Genomic DNA, 20,423 nt, shown 5'->3' with positions numbered 1-20,423 from the left:
GGAAGAGGTCGGGACTGGTCCCGGCTTCTTTTATTTTATGTGAAGGGAAGCTGCTTACTCGTCATGGAAATTGCTTCTGAATGAGCAGGCGGCGAGGAAATCTGTTTATTCACCACAAAAATCGTCGCTGGATGAGCAGGCGGGAATAAAATCTGCTTACTCATCGCCAAAATCACCGCTGGATGAGCAGGCGGTGAGGAAATCTGCTCACTCGTCATGAAAATCACGGCTGAATGAGCAGGCGGGAATAAAATCTGCTTACTCGTCACAAAAATCATCGCTGGATGAGCAGGCGGGAATGAAATCTGCTTACTCATCACAAAAATCATCGCTGAATGAGCAGACACTGAGGAAATCACTTCACGACCATACGGAAAATAATCATTATCTGTTATAATGGCAGAGATAATGATTAAAGGAGCGAGCAGTTATGATTTCACGTTACACGAGAGATGAAATGGGTGCCATCTGGACGGATGAGAACAAGTACAAGGCCTGGCTGGAGGTCGAGATACTGGCGGCTGAAGCATGGGCGGAGCTTGGCATCATCCCGAAGGATGAAGTGAAGAATATAAGGCCGAACGCAAAGATTGATGTGGACCGGATCCTTGAAATCGAAGCGGAGACGCGGCATGATGTCGTGGCGTTCACAAGACAGGTGTCGGAGACGCTCGGTGAAGAGAAGAAGTGGGTGCATTACGGCCTCACTTCGACGGATGTCGTGGACACGGCGCAGAGCTATATGATCAAGCAGGCGAACGAGATCATCGAGGCGGACCTGGAACGCTTCATCGAAGTGCTGGGTGAGCGTGCGAAGGAGCATAAGACGACCTTGATGATGGGACGGACGCACGGTGTGCATGCCGAGCCGACGACGTTCGGCATCAAGCTCGCCCTCTGGTATATGGAGATGAAGCGTAACCTGAAGCGCTTCAAAGCGGTGCGCGAAGAGATCGAAGTGGGCAAGATGAGCGGTGCGGTCGGCACATTCGCAAACATCCCGCCTGAAGTGGAGGAGTATGTATGTGAGCATCTCGGCCTCGGGTTTGCCGAAGTCTCCACGCAGACGCTGCAGCGTGACCGCCATGCCCATTACGTCAGCGTGCTTGCACTGATCGCGACTTCAATCGAGAAGTTCGCAGTCGAAATACGCGGTCTTCAAAAAACCGAGACCAGGGAAGTCGAGGAAGCATTCGGGAAGGGACAGAAAGGTTCCAGCGCGATGCCGCACAAGAGGAATCCGATCGGCAGCGAAAACGTCACAGGTCTTGCGCGTGTCATCCGCGGCTACGTATCGACGGCTTATGAAAACGTGCCGCTCTGGCATGAGCGTGACATCTCCCATTCATCCGCAGAACGTGTCATGCTGCCGGATGTGACGATCGCGCTCAATTACATCCTGAACCGGTTCACGAACCTCGTCAAAAACCTCACGGTGTTTGAAGACAATATGAAGGCGAATATCGACAAGACATTCGGCCTCGTCTACTCCCAGCGTGTCATGCTGACGCTAATCGACAAAGGCCTCGCACGCGAGGAGGCTTACGACCTCGTGCAGCCGAAGGCGATGGAATCATGGGAGACGCGGCAGCCGTTCAAGGAACTGATCCTCTCGGACGACCGGATCACGGATGTGCTAGGGATGGAAGAGATCGAGGGTTTATTTGATGAAAACCATCACCTGCAGCGGGTTGATGTCATCTTCAGACGTGCAGGCCTCGAGTAAAATAAAAAGAGGTGTGGATGTGAGATTTACAACCCGTACATTTTTGATCATTACACTGCTCGCAATCCTTGCAGGCTGCGGAGGTCCAGAACCGTCCGACCAGCCGTTTACGGATTTTGAGAAGACCGTTGAAACATACGATGTGACTGAATATGCCGTGCCGGTCTTCCGTGAAGACGACGGTGTCACATACATCAACGACATCCTGATCGTCAACCGCGAATACAGCCTCCCGCCGGACTACAACCCAGGGCTTGAACCTGAAGTCATCGATGCGTACACCCGGTTGATACAGGATGCCGCGGCGGAAGGCTACAGCCTCACCATCGTCAGCGGCTTCCGCTCCTATCAGGATCAGGAAGCGGTCTATGCCGACCTCGCCGGGCGACTCGGTGAGGAGGAGGCGGACCTGATCGCCCTGCCGCCGGGGCACTCCGAACATCAGTCGGGGCTTGCGGTCGATATCGGCTCCGTCGAGAGCGCATCGAACGCGGCGGTGGCTTTCGGTGATACGCCGGATTATGACTGGATGAAGGATGTCGCGCATGAGTACGGCTTCATCGTGCGCTACCAGGAAGGCAAGGAAGATATAACGGGTCTCGATTATGAACCGTGGCATATCAGGTATGTCGGCGAGGAAGCGGCAGCTGAAATATATGAAGAGGACCTCGTCCTCGAAGAATATCTCGGCATAGATTAACAGACCGTCATGATGAGCCCTGCTTATCATGGCGTTTTTACATAAAACGGGGAATTCACATATAATTAATAAAAAGATGCCTCTGAAAATGATATAATATTTTTATGAAATTTATTGGGAGTTTTTAAAATGTTGAAGAATGCTAGACACATATTCAAACTCGATCCGGCTAAAGAAATTACGGATGAAGATCTTGAAATGATCGCCGAATCCGCGACGGATATGATACTGGTCGGCGGCACGGACGGCGTCACCGAGGATAACGTCCTGAATGCATTGTCCAGGGTGAGGCGCTTCTCCAAACCGGTCGCGCTGGAAGTGACGGATAAGGATTCGGTCATGCCCGGGTTCGACCATTACTTCATCCCGGCCGTCTTCAATACGACGAATATCAAATGGCAGCACGGCCTGATGCTTGAGGCTCTTGAAGAGTACAGCCATCTGATCGATTACAGCGAGATGTCGCTTCTGCCGTACCTCATCATGAACGAGGACTGCAAGGCTTTCAAAAAGTCGGAGGCGGAGCGGGTGACGATGGAGATGCTGCCGCATTATGTCGATATGATCGACAAGCTCTACAAGACGGAATATCTGTACATTGAATACAGCGGCATGTACGGCGATCCGGAAGTGATGGAGACCGTGAAGCAGCATGCCGAAAACACGCACATCATCTACGGCGGGGGCATCTCCTCGAAGGAACAGGCCCTCGAGATGGCACAGTTTGCGGACACCATCGTCGCCGGCAATGTCATACATGATGATGTGAAGAAAGCGCTGCGTACAATCATTAATTAAATTGGGGTTTTTAAAATGGATTTATCCTTGATGAATAAAGAACAAAGACAGGCGATCAAGCATACGGAAGGGCCGCTTCTGATCATGGCGGGTGCGGGGAGCGGGAAGACCCGCGTCCTCACACACCGCATCGCATATCTGCTCGCCGAGAAGGGCGTGCCGCCGTACAACGTGCTCGCCATCACCTTCACGAACAAAGCGGCCCGCGAGATGAAGGAGCGGGTCCATAAACTGATACCGGATCCGGAAAAGGCGGAACGCATATGGATTTCGACATTCCACTCGATGTGCGTGAGAATTTTGAGGCGCGACATCAACTATCTGGGTTATGAGAACAGCTTTTCGATCCTGGATCCGACGGATCAGAACTCGGTCATCAAAGGCATCCTTAGGAATCGGAACATCGATACGAAACAGCACCATCCGAGGAAAGTCTTATCCTACATATCGGACAAGAAGAACGAACTGATCGATGCGAAGACTGCGATTTCGGAAGCGGCGGGCTTCACCGACGGGCTGTACAGCGAGATCTACAAAGACTACCAGGAGATACTGTACCGCAACAGTTCACTCGATTTCGACGACCTGATCATGCTGACGATCGAACTGTTCAAAAAGGAGCCGGCTGTGCTCGACTACTACCAGAACCGTTTCCAGTACATCCACGTCGATGAGTACCAGGATACGAACCATGCACAGTATGAGCTCGTGAACCTCCTTTCAGGCAAATACCGCAACATCTGCGTCGTCGGCGATTCGGACCAGTCGATCTATAAGTTCCGCGGTGCGAACATTGAAAACATACTGAACTTCGAAGACGACTATCCGGATGCGAAGGTAATCCTGCTCGAACAGAACTACCGCTCGACGGAAACGATCCTCGATGCGGCGAATGCCGTGATCGGCAACAACACTTCAAGGAAGCCGAAGAACCTGCGTACGGAACGGAAGGGCGGCAAGAAGATCAAGACCATCCTTGCGGATTCCGAGCGGGCGGAGGGCCAGGAAGTGCTGCGTCAGGTGATGGAACTCTCGAGTGAGTATTCCTACAGTGATATGGCGGTGCTCTACCGGGCGAACTCGCAGTCCCGTGCAATCGAGGACGCCTTCGTCAAAGGGAGCATACCCTACAAGATGGTCGGCGGCATGAAGTTCTACAGCCGCATGGAGATCAAGGACCTGATGAGCTACCTTAAAGTGATCCAGAACCCGCATGACGACATCAGCTTCGAGCGGATCATCAACACGCCGAAACGGGGCATCGGCCAGAAGACGGTCGAAAAGCTCCTGGCATACGGCAGCATGAACGGCATCAGCATGTACGAAGCGGTCATGCAGGCGGACTTCGTCGGCATCCCGAAAAGTGCGGTGGTGACGCTCGTGAAACTCGACGAGATGCTGCAGAACTTAAAGGAGAAATCGAAGTACATGTCGATCACCGAGCTGGTCGATGAAGTGCTGGAAGATACCGGTTATATCGATGCGCTTGAAAAAGAGGATACCCTGGAGTCGAGGAGCCGTATTGAGAACCTGGAGGAATTCAAGACGGTGACGAGGGAGTTCGATAACGAAAACGAGATTTCAGATGATCTTTTATTCGACTTCCTGAGTGATATGGCGCTCGTCTCCGACCAGGACAGTGTCGAGGCGGACAGCGGTGTGACACTGATGACGATGCACGCATCCAAGGGCCTCGAGTTCAAGGTGGTCTTCGTCGTCGGACTTGAAGAGGGCATCTTCCCATCGCAGCGGGTGATGTATGACGAGGATGAGCTTGAGGAGGAAAGGCGTCTCATGTACGTTGCGCTGACGCGTGCAGAAGACCAGCTGATCCTCTCCCGGGCGGATTCGCGCATGATCTACGGCAAGACGGAGAGCAACGTGCAGAGCCGGTTCCTGAATGAAATCCCGGCCGAACTGGTCGACGGTGAAGTCGTGGAAATCGATTCGTCGAAATCCAGGAACCCGTTCCAAAAGGGAGGGCGCGCCCATCGCAGGACGCCTACGGTGCTTACGGATAACAGCGGTGTGACGTTCAAGGTCGGCGACAAGGTCGCCCATAAGAAGTTCGGCGACGGCATCATTTCCAACATCAAGGGAGAAGGTGATTCGAAGGAGCTCGACATCATTTTCACAAAAGAAGGGCCGAAGCGCCTGCTTGCGAATTTCGCCCCGCTTGAAAAAAAGGAGTAGATGATTCATGGAAGAGAAGATAAGATCACTGCAGGAGCGGCTGAACCGCTACAATTATGAATATCATGTACTGGATGCACCGACGATTCCGGACAGTGAATATGATAAACTGCTCCATGAATTGATCGAGCTTGAAGAACAGCACCCCGAGTTCAGGACGGCCTCCTCACCGACGGTGAGGGTGGGCGGCGAAGTGCTCGACCGCTTTGAAAAAGTGGCGCACGATACACCGATGCTGAGCCTCGGCAATGCATTCAACGAGGAAGACCTGCGTGCATTTGACAAGCGTGTGAGGGACAGTGTCGGCGACGTCGAATATGTATGCGAGCTGAAGATCGACGGCCTTGCCGTCTCACTCAAGTACGTGGACGGTGTATTCGTCCAGGGTGCGACGCGCGGTGACGGGACGATCGGTGAAGACATCACATCGAACCTCCGTACGATCAAGGCCGTGCCGCTGACTTTGAAGGAGCCGATGTCATTTGAAGCACGCGGAGAAGCCTACATGCCGAAGCGCTCCTTCCAGCGTCTGAATGAAGCGAAGGAGGCGCGCGGCGAGGCGCTGTTCCAGAACCCGAGGAACGCCGCGGCCGGCTCCCTCAGGCAGCTCGACTCGAAACTTGCAGCCGAGCGCAATCTGTCCATCTTCCTGTACAGCGTCAACGACCTCGCCCAGATTGAGGCAACGACTCAAGCTGAGGCGCTCGACATACTGGATGACCTCGGTTTCAAGACGAATAAAGAGCGCAGGCTTGTTGCAAGCATCGATGAAGTCATTGAATATGTCGAATATTGGACGACGCACCGGGCGGACCTCGATTACGACATCGACGGCATCGTCATCAAAGTGAACGATCTCGAGACACAGGAACAGCTTGGCTATACGGTCAAATCCCCGCGCTGGGCCGTCGCATTCAAATTTCCGGCCGAAGAAGTCGTGACTGAGGTCCTGGATATCGAACTCACGGTCGGGCGCACGGGTGTGATCACGCCGACGGCGATACTGACGCCGGTCAAAGTCGCGGGCACGACCGTCGCACGGGCTTCACTCCATAACCATGAACTGATCGAGGAGCGGGATATCCGCATCAACGATAAAGTCGTCATCAGGAAAGCCGGTGACATCATCCCCGAAGTCGTCCGCGTCATCATGGACGAGCGGACGGATCAGGAAGTCTACCGTGCACCGACGAACTGCCCGAGCTGCGGCCATGAGACCGTGAAGCTCGAAGAGGAGGTCGCCATACGCTGCATCAACCCGGCGTGCCCGGCACAGCTTGTCGAAGGCATCATCCACTTCGTCTCGAGGGGTGCGATGAACATCGACGGCCTCGGCGAAAAAGTCGTCAGGCAGCTGTATGATGCAGGCCTGATCCATGATGTGAGCGACCTGTACAACTTGAAATACGATGATCTGATAGAACTTGAGCGCATGGGGGATAAGAAGGTCACGAACCTGCTGAACGCAATCGAAGCTTCCAAGGACAACGATCTGAGTAAAGTGCTGTTCGGCCTCGGCATCCGTTTCCTCGGTGCCAAAGCCTCACGCCTCATCGCGGAGGAATTCAAAGACATCGACACGATCATTTCAAAGGAAGAAGAGGACTTCATCGAGATTCCGGAAATCGGGGAGAAGATTGCAAAATCCATCGTGACGTATACACATAACCCCGACTTCCAAAAACTGATCGGGAAGCTGAAGGAATACGGCGTGAACCTCACCGAGGAAGTCACAGTGCCTGAGAGTACGACTTTCGAAGGCATGACGTTCGTCCTGACGGGCAAGCTCACGAGGCTCACACGCAATGAAGCCAAGGCGCTCGTCGAGAATGCAGGCGGCAAAGTGACGGGCAGCGTGTCGAAGAACACGGATGTCGTCGTGGCGGGCGAGGATGCCGGAAGCAAGCTTGAAAAAGCGCAGTCACTGGATATCACGATATGGGATGAGAATGAATTTATTGAAAAGATGGAGCAATAATTATGAAATTTAAAGCGATAGTGTTATTCATGACCATCCTGCTTGCCGGCTGCAACGCGGCACCCGTGCCGGAAGGGGAAGGTGTGCCAGCCGATGAGGATAACGTATCCACAACAAGTCCGGCCGCCGACCGGGAGGAGACGGTGACCCAGAGCGGGGCAACGGATCATTACCAGACTGTCATCCCTTACGAGATCTCCCCGTCAAGGGGGCTGACCAGCACAAACATGGTTTCAAGCTATAATATAGAAGCATTTGAAAAGGGCCTGTTCGACATCAGCAAGAACGTATTCCCAACTGATGAGTACGTCTTCCGCGAAGGGCAGATCTTCACAGAAGACATGGTGAGGGGCTTTTTGGACCGCCGCTATACACGTGAAGAGATAGAAGACATGTCTGAAGAAGAGCTTGCTGACAGCAACGCCTTCAGCAACCTCGGGCTGAACCCGTCGACGGAAGGCGAAGAAGACCCGGAAGTGATTGCGGAAGAGGCGCCACTTTATTTGTCGCATATACTTGAGCAGAACTATCTGCTCCGTGATGAGGAAGGGGACATGACCCTTGATGGCATCACGATCGGTCTTGCGATGAACAGCACACATTATTACCAGACCGAGGAGTACGGCACAACCTACTCCCGCAGTCTAGATGAAGATGAAGTGCATGAACAGGGCCAGGCGATGGCGAATGAAATCCTCGACAGGCTGAGGGCGAATGAACGTTACAGCGACCAAACGATCACCTTTGCGATCTTCATCCAGTCCGACGGCACCGCCATCACCCCGGGGAACTTCGTTTCCTATGCCGTGGCTGAAGGCGGGGAGGACGAGCTTTCCTCCTTCACGGAAGTCAATGAGGACTATGTCCTCTTCCCTTCATCCGAAGCTGCCGAATTCAATGAACAGATCAACAATGACTACGAAGTCTTCAACCGCAACCTGGGGGCCTACTTCGACAGCTTCACGACATCCGTCGGTTACGGCAGATTCATCGACGGCTCGCTTCAGACGCTGTCGATCGAGATCCCGGTCGAATACACGAGCCACGGTGAAATCATCGGACTCGCGCAATACGTCCAGAACCTGCTCGGCGACCACTTCTCCGGCTCTGCCGTGGAAGTCTCCATTGCAGATAAAAGTGAAACGTATGCTTTGATCACGAAAAACGAGAGCGACGAAATCACTACACACATCTATGAATGATGCTCATCTCTGACGCCCGCCGGCTGTGTCCGGCGGGTTTTTATTTCCGCCGGCGTGCACTTCAATAAAAAGCCGCACTCCATAATAAGAAAGGGCCGAGACATCAGTCCCGACCCTTTCAGAATCCATTATCAGCTTTTAAGAATGCGTTCAGTTTCATCGAATTCAGCTTTCATTGCAGCTTCCTTCTCATCTGTCGGCGTGGCGATCTTACTCACCACGATACCTGCAATCAGTGAAAGGATGAAGCCCGGGATGATTTCATATAACCCCGTTCCAAAGCCATCTGCGATGATCCAGATGATGACGGTCGCAGCACCTGTGACGATTGCGGCCACTGCACCGTTCCTGTTCATGCCTCTCCAGTGGAGCGCAAGGAGTATCGCCGGACCGAAGGCGGCACCGAAGCCTGCCCATGCGTTTGCGACGATGTCCAGGATGACGGATTCGTCGTCCCATGCAATGATGATTGCAACGAGCGATACAAGGATGACGGAAATACGGCTCGCAGCAACGTACATCGTATCCAGCTGTTCACTTGTCTTCGTCTCTTTGCTGATGACTTTCTTACGGACGAGCCTGTAGAAATCCTGTACAAGCGAACTTGATGTCACGAGCAGCTGTGATGAAATTGTGCTCATGATCGCCGACAGGATTGCCGCGAGGAAGAACCCGCCGATGATCGGATGGAAGAGCACCTGGCTCATGAGGATCAGGATCGTTTCCGGATCTTCAATCGCATTCTGCGTCTGGTCGATGAATGCGATACCCAAGAGGCCGGTCAATGATACACCGATCAGGCCGATAACCATCCATGTGATGCCGATGCGGCGTGCCGCCGGCAGCAGCTTATGTGATCTGATGGACATGAAACGCACGATGATATGCGGCTGTCCAAAGTAACCGAGCCCCCATGCGAGGTTACTCAGTATGGTGACGGCGGATACCCCGGTCACCAGAGATAAGTAATCGATATCGGCGACAGCACCGAGCTGGTCTATAGTGACGAAAGGCTCGACTCCGTTCCCCGTCAAATAAAACCATGTAACGATCGGGATGAGCACGATTGCGATGATCATGATGACACCCTGGAACAAGTCGGTCAGGCTCACGGCCAGATAACCGCCGAGGAAGGTGTAGAACACCACGATGCCCGCAGTGATGATCAGACCCCAGTGGTAGGGGATGTTGAATGCGTTCTCTGCAAGCTTGCCGCCCGATACCATTCCACTTGCGGTGTAGACCGCGAAGAAGATGACGATGACAAGACCCGCAACGATCTTCAAGATATGATTATTGTCTTTGAAACGGTTCTCCAGAAAGTCGGGGATGGTGATCGAGTTGCTGGCAACTTCAGAGTATACACGTAGTCTTGGTGCAACCACCCAGTAGTTGACATATGCACCGATCGTGAGACCAATACCAATCCATGCACTGGATAAACCAACACTATACATATCTCCCGGCAGACCCATCAGCATCCAGCCGGACATATCCGATGCTCCTGCAGATAATGCGGTCACCCAGGGACCGAGGCTCCTGCCGCCCAGTGTATATTCATCCATATTGGATGTGGACTGCTTATAGGCATAAATACCTATGGAAACCAGCAATGCAAAATAGAGAAGTATCATGACCACTTCAATCCATCCTGCAGTGAATGTGAAACCATTCATTGAATTCAAAATCATTTTCTCGCCTCCTGATGATTACCATACATAAACGGTTTTCCCATTGCAACAAACGATTCATTTACACGATCGAAGTAAATTGTGCCGAACCTTGCCGTCATAGGGTTTATTGCGTGTAAAGATACACAATTTAGTTTACAGTATTTGGGTTGAGAATACAATAAGTTTTTTGAATAAAGGGAATAATGTAAATAATTTGAGGCGATTGCCGTCAATATGGATATTGATTAGATTTTTACCGTGATATTTGATAAAATTTAAATGTTGTTAAAAAAATGGGAGGGTTACTATGTCTGAAATTACCAGCGATGTCGTAAAGCACGTTGCAAACCTTGCAAGGATCGATCTTCAGGATGAACAAAAGACACAGGAATTCACTGAGGAACTGGATGAAATCCTCAATTATGCAAAGCAGCTGGAGGATGTTCAGCTGTCTGATACAGAACCGATGTTCCATGCAGTGGATCTCACAAACGTGATGCGTGAGGACGAAGCGAAAACGCCGCTCACCCAGGAAGAAGCTTTAAGCAATTCAAAATCCACAGAAGATGGACAATTCAAAGTACCTAAAATGCTGTAAGGAGGCAGACCGTGAATATATATGAACTGACAGTAGAAGAACTCTACGATAAAATTCAACAAAAAGAATTGAAGCCTTCGGAAGTCGTCGGCGCTTTATTTGAAGATATCGATAAAATCGATGAAACACTCGGATCCTTCCTCTTCATAAACAAGGAAGACGCAATGAAAGAGGCGGAAAAGCTCGATGCGCTGCAGGACGAGGGTAAGATGGACGGGGAACTGTTCGGGATCCCGATGGGCATCAAGGACAACATCGTCACCAAAGATGTGCTCACGACATGCGCAAGCCGCATGCTTGAGGATTTCAATCCGGTATATGATGCGACGGTGATGGAGAAGCTCAATGCGGAATCACCGGTCCTGATGGGCAAAAACAACATGGATGAATTTGCGATGGGCGGTTCCAACGAAAACTCCTATTTCAAAATCGTACGCAACCCTTGGGATACGGACGCCGTACCTGGCGGCTCTTCAGGTGGATCCGCAGCTGCCGTGGCAGCGGGACTCGTCCCGTTCTCACTCGGATCCGACACGGGCGGGTCGGTCAGACAGCCTGCATCATTCTGCGGCGTCGTCGGCATGAAGCCGACATACGGCCGTGTATCCCGCTACGGTCTGGTGGCGTTCGCCTCAAGCCTTGACCAGATTGGACCGATCACGAGGAATGTACGTGACAATGCAAAAATATTGAACCTGATTTCAGGATCGAACAACAAAGATGCGACAAGCATGCCGGACATCGATGCTGATTTCCTGAAAGGCATCGACGCGGATCTGACAGGCAAGAAAATTGCACTGCCGGATGAATATGTCGATGAAGGCGTCGACGAAGAAGTCAGGGAGGCCGTCGAAAAGGCCGTTAAAGTCTTTGAAGATCTCGGTGCGACTGTTGAACGCGTCTCGTTCTCCGACATCAAATATGTCGTTGCAGCATACTATCTGATTGCATCCAGTGAAGCAAGCTCGAACCTCGCACGCTTCGACGGCATCCGTTTCGGCCACAGGGCGGAAGGTGCAGAGACGCTGGAAGAGCTTTACAAGAAGACCCGTGCCGAAGGCTTCGGCGAAGAAGTGAAGCGCCGCATACTGCTCGGGACGTTCGTCCTCAGTGCCGGCCATTACGACCAGTATTACATCCGTGCACAAAAACTCCGCACGATCATCGAAGCGGACATGGAGAGGATCCTTGAAGATTATGATCTGATCATCGGTCCGACGACGACAAGTGCGGCCTACGATATCGGAGAAAAGATCGACGATAAGCTGCAGATGTACAAAGATGATATTCTGACGATCCCTGCGAACCTTACAGGAATGCCGGCAATCTCCATCCCGTGCGGCGTCACTTCCAAAAACAGACCGATCGGCCTGCAGATCACCGGAAGACATTTTTCGGAGGCCGAGATCTATAATGCAGCGTTCAAATTCGAAGAGAAGTTCAACCTGCATGAAGAATTAAAAGAAATTCAAAAGGAGCTGAGATAATGCATTTTGAGACAGTGATCGGACTCGAAGTCCACGTCGAATTGAAAACGGACAGCAAGATGTTTTCAGATGCACCGGCTCATTACGGCCAGGAACCAAACTCCAGCCTGAGCGTCGTCGACCTCGGCTACCCGGGCACGCTTCCGGTGCCGAACAAGGAAGCGGTCAACTATGCGATGAAAGCCGCGATGGCTTTGAACATGGATATTGCGGACGTGACAAAATTCGACCGTAAAAACTATTTCTATCCGGATAATCCGACTGCCTACCAGATTTCGCAGTTCGATAAGCCGATCGGTGAAAACGGGCATATAGATATAGAAGTCGACGGCGAGACGAGAAGGATCGGCATCACGCGCCTTCACCTTGAAGAGGATGCGGGCAAATCCACACATAAGGATGACTATTCCCTTGTGGACCTGAACAGGCAGGGGACGCCGCTTGTTGAAATCGTCTCCGAGCCGGACATCCGCTCTCCTGAAGAAGCGTATAAATACCTAGAGAAGCTGAAGGCGATCATCCAGTACACGGGTGTGTCCGATGTGAAGATGGAGGAAGGCTCCCTCAGATGTGATGCGAACGTCTCCCTGCGTCCGTACGGCCAGGAAGAGTTCGGCACGAAAGCGGAACTCAAGAACCTGAACTCATTCAACTTCGTGAGGAAAGGGCTCGAGCATGAGCAGATCCGTCAGGAGAAGACACTCCTGCAAGGCGGCGAGATAGAACAGGAAACGCGCCGTTACGATGAAAAGACGGGCAAGACGATCCTCATGCGCGTCAAGGAAGGTTCGGATGACTACCGTTATTTCCCTGAACCGGATCTCGTCGACATCCATATCGATGAGGAATGGAAAGAAAGCATCAGACAGACGATCCCTGAACTGCCGGATGCATTGAAGAAGAGATATGTCGAGGATTACAAGCTGCCTGAATACGATGCAGAGATCCTCACATTAAGGAAGGAGACTTCCGATTTCTTCAATGAGATGGTGGAATCCCACGGCGCGGATGCGAAGCTTGCTTCCAACTGGCTGATGGGCGGCGTCAGTGAATACCTCAATAAAAACCAGGTGGAGCTTTCCGAGATTGCGCTCACGCCGAAGAACCTGACTGAGATGATCGCGCTGATCGAGGATGGCACGATTTCAAGCAAGCAGGCCAAAAAAGTGTTCACAGTCCTCATCGAAAAGGGCGGCGAAGCAAAATCCGTCGTCAAGGAGCTCGGCATGGAGCAGATTTCGGATCCTAAAGTGCTCACTGAAATGATCACTGAAGTGCTGGATGCGAATCCGCAGTCGATCGAAGACTTCAAGAACGGCAAGGACCGTGCAGTCGGTTTCCTCGTCGGCCAGGTCATGAAGAAGTCCAAAGGACAGGCGAATCCTAAGATGGTCAACCAGATTTTAGTTGAAGAAATGAATAAGAGATAATATATTTGGGACAAACTCACCATGTGGGTTTGTCTTTTTTTATCAGGAGGGGACCGGATGGACACGGAAAAGCACATTGAAAAGTTCGATAAGCAGGTCGGTGTATATGAAAGGATGCGGGATAACGACAGGTTTTATAAGTACCGGAAATCACTCTTCAGCGAGGCATACGGGGAGGTGCTGGAAGTTGCGGTGGGGACGGGCCTGAACTTCCCGCACTATCAGGACATCAGTCATCTGACGGCCGTGGACTTCAGTGCCAGGATGCTCGCCTCCGCTGAAAAAGAAGCGGAAAAGTACCCGTTCCCGGCAGAGTTCATCAATGCAGACATCGAGGTCCTGGATTTTCCGGACGACAGTTTCGATACGATCGTCTCTTCGCTCAGCTTCTGTTCATATGAAAATCCGGTGGAAGTGATGAATCATTTCAACAGATGGTGCCGGCCGGGCGGGAAGATACTGCTGCTTGAACACGGGCTCAGCCGGTTCAAGGCGCTGCAGCTGCTGCAGAAAGCGGCCGACCCCATAACCATGAAATTGATCGGCTGCCATCAGAAAAGGGATATTTCAGCACTCGCCGGTGACTCGGAACTTCATCTTATTAATCTCGAAAGACTCATGTTCGGGGCGGTGTATCTGATACACGCCAAACCGCAAAAAAATGACGACGACAATTTGACAGAAAATTTTTAATCATTTAGAATGAGGTTTAGTAAGTCTTGTAAACGTATCCATGATTTTTACTGGATGAAGCTTTAGCTTATCCGTATACTTATTTTCTAGGAGGTTTAACATGGCTGGAAACCGTGGAGTAGTTTATACTGGAGCAGGTAGCGTTGAAGTAAGGGATATCGAATATCCGGATCTCGTACTCAGGGAAGGCCCGGGGGTACCGAAGGAGAACGTCGGGCGTAAATGTGAACATGGTGTCGTCTTGAAAGTCATTACGACGAACATTTGCGGCAGTGACCAGCATATGGTCAGAGGCAGGACGACAGCACCTGAAGGACTCGTACTCGGGCATGAGATTCTTGGTGAAGTCATCGAGGTCGGACGTGACGTTGAATTCGTCAAAAAAGGCGACATCGCCTCAGTACCTTTCAATATCGCATGTGGCCGCTGTGTCATGTGCCGGGAGCAGAACACACATATCTGTCTGAACACCAACCCGGAACGTGCCGGTGCGGCTTACGGTTATGTGGATATGGGCGGCTGGGTCGGCGGCCAGTCCGAATATGTAATGGTGCCATATGCTGACTTCCAGCTGCTGGTATTCCCGGACAGGGATGTGGCGATGGAGAAAGTATTGGATTTGACGATGCTTTCCGATATTTTCCCTACAGGATATCATGGTGCCTATTCAGCAGGCGTCAAGACCGGTTCTACAGTGTATATTGCAGGAGCCGGTCCTGTTGGACTCGCTGCAGCACACTCGGCACAGCTTCTCGGTGCATCCCGCGTCATCGTCGGTGACCTGCAGGATGAGCGCCTCAAGCAGGCCGAAAGCTTCGGATGTGAAACGGTCAACGTCGCAAAGCATGACCGCTTGAGTGAGCAGATTGAAGATCTGCTTGGAGTGGACGAAGTGGATTGTGCAGTCGATGCAGTCGGATTCGAGGCATCAGGGCATGGTGCCGATGCCGGAGAACAGCCTGCAGCTGTGCTCAACAGCATCATGGATGTTACGACAGCAGGCGGTAAGCTCGGTATTCCAGGCCTCTATGTCACTGAGGATCCAGGAGCTTCAGATAAGGATGCGCAACTCGGTACACTGAAAGTGCGTCTCGGCCTTGGCTGGGCGAAAGCACATACATTCGTTACAGGCCAGACACCTGCAATGAAATACAACCGTGACTTGATGAAAGCAATCCTTTCCGGCCGTGCAGACATTGCGAAAGCGGTCAATGCGACGGTTATCAGCCTCGATGAAGCACCGGACGGATACAAGGATTTCGACAAGGGTGCAGCGAAGAAATACGTCATCGACCCGCATGGTTCACTGAAGTAAAACCTTATATGAATTTATTGATATCCGGGACTGACGTCCCGGATTTTTTTGTGCCGTTTATCTGAGGGAGCCTGGCTGTTTAGTTAGTCTTAAAAATCGGGCTATCTGCACACCTGGAGGTCCTTGCCGTTTAGTTAGTCTTGAAAATCCGGCTAACTAAACACTTGAAGGCCCTTACTGTTTAGTTAACCTCAAAAATCCGGCTATCTGAACACTTAGAGGGCCTGGCCGTTTAGTTAGTCTTAAAAATCCAGCTAACTAGACACTTGGAGAGCCGTGCCGTTTAAATAACCTCAAAAATCCTTCCATCTGCACAGCACCCCCGATTCCGGCCAAATAAAAAAGCGGCCGGGGCCGCTTCAATCAAGATTCACTGATCAGATAATCATATATATTGGCGATGAGTTCATTTTCAACTTCCGGAGCCATCACATTTTCGTCTTCTTCATAATAATCATCAGCCGCGACATCCTGATTGTCGATATAGTAGTAGTCATTTTCGGTGAAGTAGGCTTCATCTTCCGAGAGGACGGCCTCCAAATCGCTGTCTGGATCCACATTCGGGTTACCGAGCAGGAAAACAATCTTATCATTATCATAAATGTTCATGTAGGCGACGCTGAGGGCCTCCTGTTCGCGCTCCGTCAGCATGCCGTCATCGTAGTCCCGGATCTGCAGGGCATCGATGATGACCGCATCACTGTTTTCATTGACGCCCACCTCACTCAACTCTGTAGTGTTCGCATCAAGTGCGAGCCTGTTGAACTGGATCGTCTCCGTCCCGAACTCATCTTCCAGATTTTCCGTGAAATCATCACTGTAATAGTCCGGGAGGAGCACATCGATGATCAAGGCTTCATTGTTTTCTGCCGCTTCTTCATGCAACTCATCCAAGCTTTCCTGGTTGAAAGCAACTTCAGGATCGGACTCTTCCGCAGCCGCTTCTTCATTTTCGGTCTCTTCGGCGCTTCCGCTGTCATCTTCCGGAGCCTCTCCCTGCTCTTCTGCATCATCCCCGGCGATATCTTCTGCGGGTTCCGTCTCATCCACTGAGTCCACCTGTTCTGCGGACGGTCCCACCATAAAATTGACATACAGCCCGCCGGCAAATAGAATTAAAGCAACAACCAATAATATTTTCTTCATGAGGTCCTCCTGGAATGTGTGTATATTATTCTGATGTTTCTGTGATATAATATGTAAAATAAAGAGATATCATACTATATTATACACAAAATGATTTTGATTGATAATATATAAGGATGAATATGTATGCTTACTATGAATGAATATTATAACATAACAAAACACCATTACATGGAAGCATCGATGGAGATGCTGGATCATTTCAGGGAAAACGTCATCGAAGTTCATCACATAGGTTCTACAAGCATCAAGGAAGTGAAAGGTTTCAACGATATCGATGTCCTTGTCATCCTTAAAACTATAACGGATACGTCCGAACTTAAGGAAATTCTGGTCGCTGAAGGCTATGAAATCATCGAGGATTTCAATCAGTATTTCAGTGATGAGATGGTGGCGCGGGGAAAATTCGGCGAGTTCAATGTGAACTTCATCTTTACGCCGCGCGGGCTCAATAAGAAGTCCCAGATTCTCGTCTGCAAAGAGCTGCTCACACAGAATGAGGCGCATCTTAAAAGATTTCAAACTTTAAAAAAACGATATGAAGAAAAGAAGATAAGTGAAGCACAATATCAAACTGAAAAGATGCAGTTTTTTTCCAACCTGCTGGAAAGCGCTGCAGATTTAAAAGGTGTTTAGTTTCCACCGGCATGCCGACCGGTTTTATCGAAGGTGATATTTCTTTCAACAACAGGACCTGGATCACTTTATTCTAAAACGAGTAGGAGAAAGAAATGAAAACTGCGAGGGTAATCTATAATCCGACATCAGGTCGGGAAACTTTCAAAAACGCGCTGCCTGATGTCCTCATACAGCTGGAAAGAAGCGGCTACATCGCGAGTGCGCATGCGACGACGCGTGCAGGTGATGCGACGGAAGCGGCGCGGGCGGCATGTGAGCTCGGCTTTGATCTGATCATTGCGGTCGGCGGGGACGGTACGGTCAGCGAAGTGCTGAACGGCATGGCCGACTTCGAGGCGCGGCCGCACCTCGGCATCATACCGATGGGGACGGTGAACGACTTCGCCTCCGCATTGTATATTCCAAGCGACATCAAGTCTGCTGTCGAGACGATCATCAACGGCCGGGCGATGTTTGTCGACATCGGCAAGATGAACAACAAATATTTCATGAATATCGCAGGCGGCGGCAAAATCACCGAAGTCTCCTACGAGGCGCCGAGCAAGCTGAAGGCGGTGCTCGGGCCGTTGGCCTACTATATCAAGGGGATTGAAATACTGCCCCAGATCACCAGCACGAACATCCGGATCGAATACGATGAAAATGTATTCGAAGGGGAAGTCATGCTGTTTTTGATCGGGCTCACGAACTCCATCGGCGGTTTCGACAAGCTGGTGCCGAACGCGAAGTTCAACGACGGCATGTTCTCCCTGCTCATCGTCGAAGATGTGAGCCTGGTCGAACTGGCACGGATCATGACGATGGCGGCACGGGGTGAGCACCTGAACCATGAGAAGGTGCATTACGCGAAAGCAAGCGACATCAGGGTGTCTTCCTATGATTCAGTGCAGCTGAACCTGGACGGTGAATTCGGGGGGCTTCTGCCTGCGCGCTTCGTCAATTATCAGCAGCATATTGCCATCCGTGTGCCCGATGAATTTTATGAAGAACATATGCATGATGGAATGTAACGGCAGCACAGTGGGGACCCACTGTGTTCTTTAGTCTTTAACCACAGGAGGTCAACATGAAGCTGACTATTTTTGCAACTTCGGATGTCCATGGGGCAATCTACCCCTACAATTACTTCGACCATAAACCCACAGGCCAGGGTCTGCTGGTCTTAAGATCATATATAGAACAGTATAAAAAAGATCATCCGGATGAAATCGTCATCACGGTGGACAACGGGGATCTGCTGCAGGGGGATGTATGGAGCGACTATGACGTCGAACACCCGGAAGGCCCGCTGATTGCCGAGCAGTTGAATGAAATGTATGACGTCATCGGGCTCGGCAACCATGAATTCAACTTCGGCCTGGAGTACCTGGATGCCGTCTACAGCAAAGTGGAACCCCCGATCATTAACTCCAACATCGAATTCCTCGACTCACCGCTCAGTGACAAAATCAAAAAGAATGTGATTCTGGATTATGATACGCCGGAAGGTGCGTTCAGAATCGGGTTCGTCAGTGCAGTCCCGACGCAGATCATGAAGTGGGATAAGCAGAACCTTGAAGGCAGGGTCGACGTCGACCCGATGCAGGACTCGATCGACCGCGAAGTCGCCGCATTGAAGGCGGAAGGTGCGGATATGGTGATACTGTTGTCGCATTCGGGGATGAGCCGTGCGAAGGAAGACCTTGAGAAGTTCGGGGAAAACCAGACGCTCCTCATGACGTTCTTAAAAGATATCGACGGGATCGTCTTCGGGCATACGCATGAACTCTTCCCGCATGACAGCTATGAAATTGATGTGAGCACACTCGACATCGTCAAAGGGACGGTGAACGGTGTGCCAATGGTCCAGCCCGACGTTTCAGCGAGCCATCTCGGCAAACTGTCATTTGAGATCGATATGGAGGACGGCTTCACCATCACCGATTCTAAGGCGCAGCTGATCGAAGCGGGGAAGATCACGCCTTCTGTCCGGCTGCTCGAAAAGTATGAAGGGCACCACAGGAAAGTGCTCAAATTCCTGAGCACCGAATTCGGTGAGATAAGGACGGCCTGGCATTCGTATTTCTCAAGGGTCGCACCATCCTATTCCGTGCAGGCGGTGGCCGAGGCGGTGAAGCATCATACGCATGAAATAAAGGACGGGATCAACCTGCCGGACCTGCCGGTGCTTGCTTTTGCGTCCGCGGTGAAGTCGGGGCGGGACGGCCCGGATGACTATACCGTCATCGATGCCGGACCGTTCACGCTGAGCGATGCGATCGATCTTTACAAGCATGCGAACAGCTTCATGATCATCAAGGTGGATGGGCGTACACTGAAGGAATGGCTCGAGTGGAGCGCTTCCCAGTTCACCTCACCGGATGAAGACAACCTCCTTCATCCGAACCGCTCCCGCGAAGGCTTCCCGGGCTACAACTTCGACTTGTTCATCGATCTCGACTATACGATCGACATCAGCCGCCCGCCGCGCTACAGCAGTGCAGCGAAGCAGATCAGTAACTCCGAACGGATTGTTTCTATGTCGTATGAAGGCGAGCGAATCGCACCGGACGATGAATTCATCATCCCCGCACACAACTACCGGGTCTCATACACACCGTTCCTGCGGGACCGTGAAGTGCTCCACGCATCGGACCAGTCGATACGCGATCTCGTAATTAAATATATGAAGGAAGAACCTGACTTCAAGCTTAAAAATCCAATCACCATCATCCCTGGAGGCAGGTATCACTTCATTTCCGCGACGAAGGCGCAGGAGTATATCAAGGATGAGCCGATCAGGCATATCCGGGAAATCGATGATGGATTCAGTTGGTACGAAATTGAAATGTAAGAGGGATAATAA

The 20,423-nt window shown here is 51.3% G+C and carries 17 protein-coding genes; 14 read left to right on the top strand and 3 right to left on the bottom strand.

Going from position 1 to position 20,423, the window contains the following annotated elements; translation table 11 throughout:
* Positions 1-35: 35 nt before the first annotated feature.
* Positions 36-317, bottom strand: coding sequence for a hypothetical protein (locus CRN96_RS05820; RefSeq protein ID WP_143544290.1), 282 nt, complete (start codon positions 315-317; stop codon positions 36-38).
* Between the two features lie 113 nt (positions 318-430).
* On the opposite strand from CRN96_RS05820, the gene purB reads away from it, so the two are divergent.
* The 6 genes from purB to CRN96_RS05790 all read left to right on the top strand — a co-directional run bounded on the left by purB (position 431) and on the right by CRN96_RS05790 (position 8,597).
* Complete coding sequence (gene purB / locus CRN96_RS05815; protein WP_097040079.1) at positions 431-1,726, top strand: adenylosuccinate lyase; 1,296 nt, start codon at positions 431-433, stop codon at positions 1,724-1,726.
* The gene (locus tag CRN96_RS05810) at positions 1,695-2,426 is read left to right on the top strand and encodes a M15 family metallopeptidase (RefSeq protein WP_097040077.1); all 732 of its coding nucleotides are present in this window, start codon (positions 1,695-1,697) and stop codon (positions 2,424-2,426) included. The genes purB and CRN96_RS05810 overlap by 32 nt, the downstream gene beginning before the upstream one ends.
* Before the next feature lie 129 nt (positions 2,427-2,555).
* The gene (pcrB, locus tag CRN96_RS05805) at positions 2,556-3,224 is read left to right on the top strand and encodes a heptaprenylglyceryl phosphate synthase (protein WP_097040075.1); all 669 of its coding nucleotides are present in this window, start codon (positions 2,556-2,558) and stop codon (positions 3,222-3,224) included.
* Between the two features lie 15 nt (positions 3,225-3,239).
* Positions 3,240-5,417 carry a DNA helicase PcrA gene (gene pcrA, locus CRN96_RS05800; protein WP_483880244.1) on the top strand — a complete coding sequence of 726 codons (2,178 nt, stop codon included), beginning with the start codon at positions 3,240-3,242 and terminating at the stop codon, positions 5,415-5,417.
* Between the two features lie 7 nt (positions 5,418-5,424).
* Positions 5,425-7,395, top strand: coding sequence for an NAD-dependent DNA ligase LigA (gene ligA, locus CRN96_RS05795; protein WP_097040073.1), 1,971 nt, complete (start codon positions 5,425-5,427; stop codon positions 7,393-7,395).
* A 2-nt stretch (positions 7,396-7,397) separates the two neighbouring features.
* Positions 7,398-8,597 (top strand): CamS family sex pheromone protein, encoded by a 1,200-nt coding sequence (locus CRN96_RS05790; RefSeq protein ID WP_097040070.1) that lies wholly within the window; start codon positions 7,398-7,400, stop codon positions 8,595-8,597.
* A 131-nt stretch (positions 8,598-8,728) separates the two neighbouring features.
* Here CRN96_RS05790 and putP read toward each other — a convergent pair whose 3' ends face one another.
* Positions 8,729-10,288 (bottom strand): sodium/proline symporter PutP, encoded by a 1,560-nt coding sequence (gene putP, locus CRN96_RS05785; protein WP_097040068.1) that lies wholly within the window; start codon positions 10,286-10,288, stop codon positions 8,729-8,731.
* A gap of 289 nt (positions 10,289-10,577) precedes the next feature.
* Here putP and gatC point away from each other — a divergent pair, with 289 nt between their 5' ends.
* The 5 genes from gatC (at position 10,578) to fdhA (ending at position 15,793) form a co-directional block, all read left to right on the top strand.
* Entirely contained in the window at positions 10,578-10,868 is a 291-nt protein-coding gene (gene gatC / locus CRN96_RS05780; protein ID WP_097040066.1) for an Asp-tRNA(Asn)/Glu-tRNA(Gln) amidotransferase subunit GatC, read from the top strand.
* Positions 10,869-10,879: 11 nt separating this feature from the next.
* Entirely contained in the window at positions 10,880-12,355 is a 1,476-nt protein-coding gene (gatA, locus tag CRN96_RS05775) for an Asp-tRNA(Asn)/Glu-tRNA(Gln) amidotransferase subunit GatA (RefSeq protein ID WP_097040064.1), read from the top strand.
* On the top strand, positions 12,355-13,785 hold the full coding sequence (gene gatB / locus CRN96_RS05770; RefSeq protein WP_097040061.1) for an Asp-tRNA(Asn)/Glu-tRNA(Gln) amidotransferase subunit GatB: 1,431 nt from the start codon (positions 12,355-12,357) through the stop codon (positions 13,783-13,785). The genes gatA and gatB overlap by 1 nt, the downstream gene beginning before the upstream one ends.
* A 57-nt stretch (positions 13,786-13,842) precedes the next feature.
* Positions 13,843-14,478 (top strand): class I SAM-dependent methyltransferase, encoded by a 636-nt coding sequence (locus CRN96_RS05765; RefSeq protein ID WP_179647124.1) that lies wholly within the window; start codon positions 13,843-13,845, stop codon positions 14,476-14,478.
* Positions 14,479-14,578: 100 nt separating this feature from the next.
* On the top strand, positions 14,579-15,793 hold the full coding sequence (fdhA, locus tag CRN96_RS05760) for a formaldehyde dehydrogenase, glutathione-independent (protein ID WP_097040058.1): 1,215 nt from the start codon (positions 14,579-14,581) through the stop codon (positions 15,791-15,793).
* Positions 15,794-16,156: 363 nt separating this feature from the next.
* On the opposite strand, the gene CRN96_RS05755 is transcribed toward fdhA, so the two are convergent.
* Positions 16,157-16,939 (bottom strand): hypothetical protein, encoded by a 783-nt coding sequence (locus CRN96_RS05755; RefSeq protein ID WP_097040056.1) that lies wholly within the window; start codon positions 16,937-16,939, stop codon positions 16,157-16,159.
* Between the two features lie 135 nt (positions 16,940-17,074).
* Between CRN96_RS05755 and CRN96_RS05750 the strand changes: the two genes are divergently transcribed.
* The 3 genes from CRN96_RS05750 to CRN96_RS05740 all read left to right on the top strand — a co-directional run bounded on the left by CRN96_RS05750 (position 17,075) and on the right by CRN96_RS05740 (position 20,411).
* Positions 17,075-17,575, top strand: a complete 501-nt coding sequence (locus CRN96_RS05750) for a GrpB family protein (RefSeq protein ID WP_218839918.1) — start codon at positions 17,075-17,077, stop codon at positions 17,573-17,575.
* A 95-nt stretch (positions 17,576-17,670) separates the two neighbouring features.
* Positions 17,671-18,588 (top strand): diacylglycerol kinase, encoded by a 918-nt coding sequence (locus CRN96_RS05745; RefSeq protein ID WP_097040053.1) that lies wholly within the window; start codon positions 17,671-17,673, stop codon positions 18,586-18,588.
* 56 nt (positions 18,589-18,644) lie between these two features.
* On the top strand, positions 18,645-20,411 hold the full coding sequence (locus CRN96_RS05740; protein ID WP_097040051.1) for a metallophosphoesterase: 1,767 nt from the start codon (positions 18,645-18,647) through the stop codon (positions 20,409-20,411).
* Positions 20,412-20,423 lie beyond the last annotated feature (12 nt).

This window comes from Salinicoccus kekensis, assembly GCF_900220995.1.
Lineage (GTDB): Bacteria > Bacillota > Bacilli > Staphylococcales > Salinicoccaceae > Lacicoccus > Lacicoccus kekensis.
This window is presented reverse-complemented; position numbering and strand designations above follow the sequence as displayed.

Excerpts from the sequence above, each read along its gene's own strand:
- CRN96_RS05820 (WP_143544290.1), bottom strand. The coding sequence starts at position 317 with ATGAGTAAGCAGATTTCATTCCCGCCTGCTCATCCAGCGATGATTTTT.
- purB (WP_097040079.1), top strand. The coding sequence starts at position 431 with ATGATTTCACGTTACACGAGAGATGAAATGGGTGCCATCTGGACGGAT.
- CRN96_RS05810 (WP_097040077.1), top strand. The coding sequence starts at position 1,695 with ATGTCATCTTCAGACGTGCAGGCCTCGAGTAAAATAAAAAGAGGTGTG.
- pcrB (WP_097040075.1), top strand. The coding sequence starts at position 2,556 with ATGTTGAAGAATGCTAGACACATATTCAAACTCGATCCGGCTAAAGAA.
- pcrA (WP_483880244.1), top strand. The coding sequence starts at position 3,240 with ATGGATTTATCCTTGATGAATAAAGAACAAAGACAGGCGATCAAGCAT.
- ligA (WP_097040073.1), top strand. The coding sequence starts at position 5,425 with ATGGAAGAGAAGATAAGATCACTGCAGGAGCGGCTGAACCGCTACAAT.
- CRN96_RS05790 (WP_097040070.1), top strand. The coding sequence starts at position 7,398 with ATGAAATTTAAAGCGATAGTGTTATTCATGACCATCCTGCTTGCCGGC.
- putP (WP_097040068.1), bottom strand. The coding sequence starts at position 10,288 with ATGATTTTGAATTCAATGAATGGTTTCACATTCACTGCAGGATGGATT.
- gatC (WP_097040066.1), top strand. The coding sequence starts at position 10,578 with ATGTCTGAAATTACCAGCGATGTCGTAAAGCACGTTGCAAACCTTGCA.
- gatB (WP_097040061.1), top strand. The coding sequence starts at position 12,355 with ATGCATTTTGAGACAGTGATCGGACTCGAAGTCCACGTCGAATTGAAA.
- CRN96_RS05765 (WP_179647124.1), top strand. The coding sequence starts at position 13,843 with ATGGACACGGAAAAGCACATTGAAAAGTTCGATAAGCAGGTCGGTGTA.
- fdhA (WP_097040058.1), top strand. The coding sequence starts at position 14,579 with ATGGCTGGAAACCGTGGAGTAGTTTATACTGGAGCAGGTAGCGTTGAA.
- CRN96_RS05755 (WP_097040056.1), bottom strand. The coding sequence starts at position 16,939 with ATGAAGAAAATATTATTGGTTGTTGCTTTAATTCTATTTGCCGGCGGG.
- CRN96_RS05750 (WP_218839918.1), top strand. The coding sequence starts at position 17,075 with ATGAATGAATATTATAACATAACAAAACACCATTACATGGAAGCATCG.
- CRN96_RS05745 (WP_097040053.1), top strand. The coding sequence starts at position 17,671 with ATGAAAACTGCGAGGGTAATCTATAATCCGACATCAGGTCGGGAAACT.
- CRN96_RS05740 (WP_097040051.1), top strand. The coding sequence starts at position 18,645 with ATGAAGCTGACTATTTTTGCAACTTCGGATGTCCATGGGGCAATCTAC.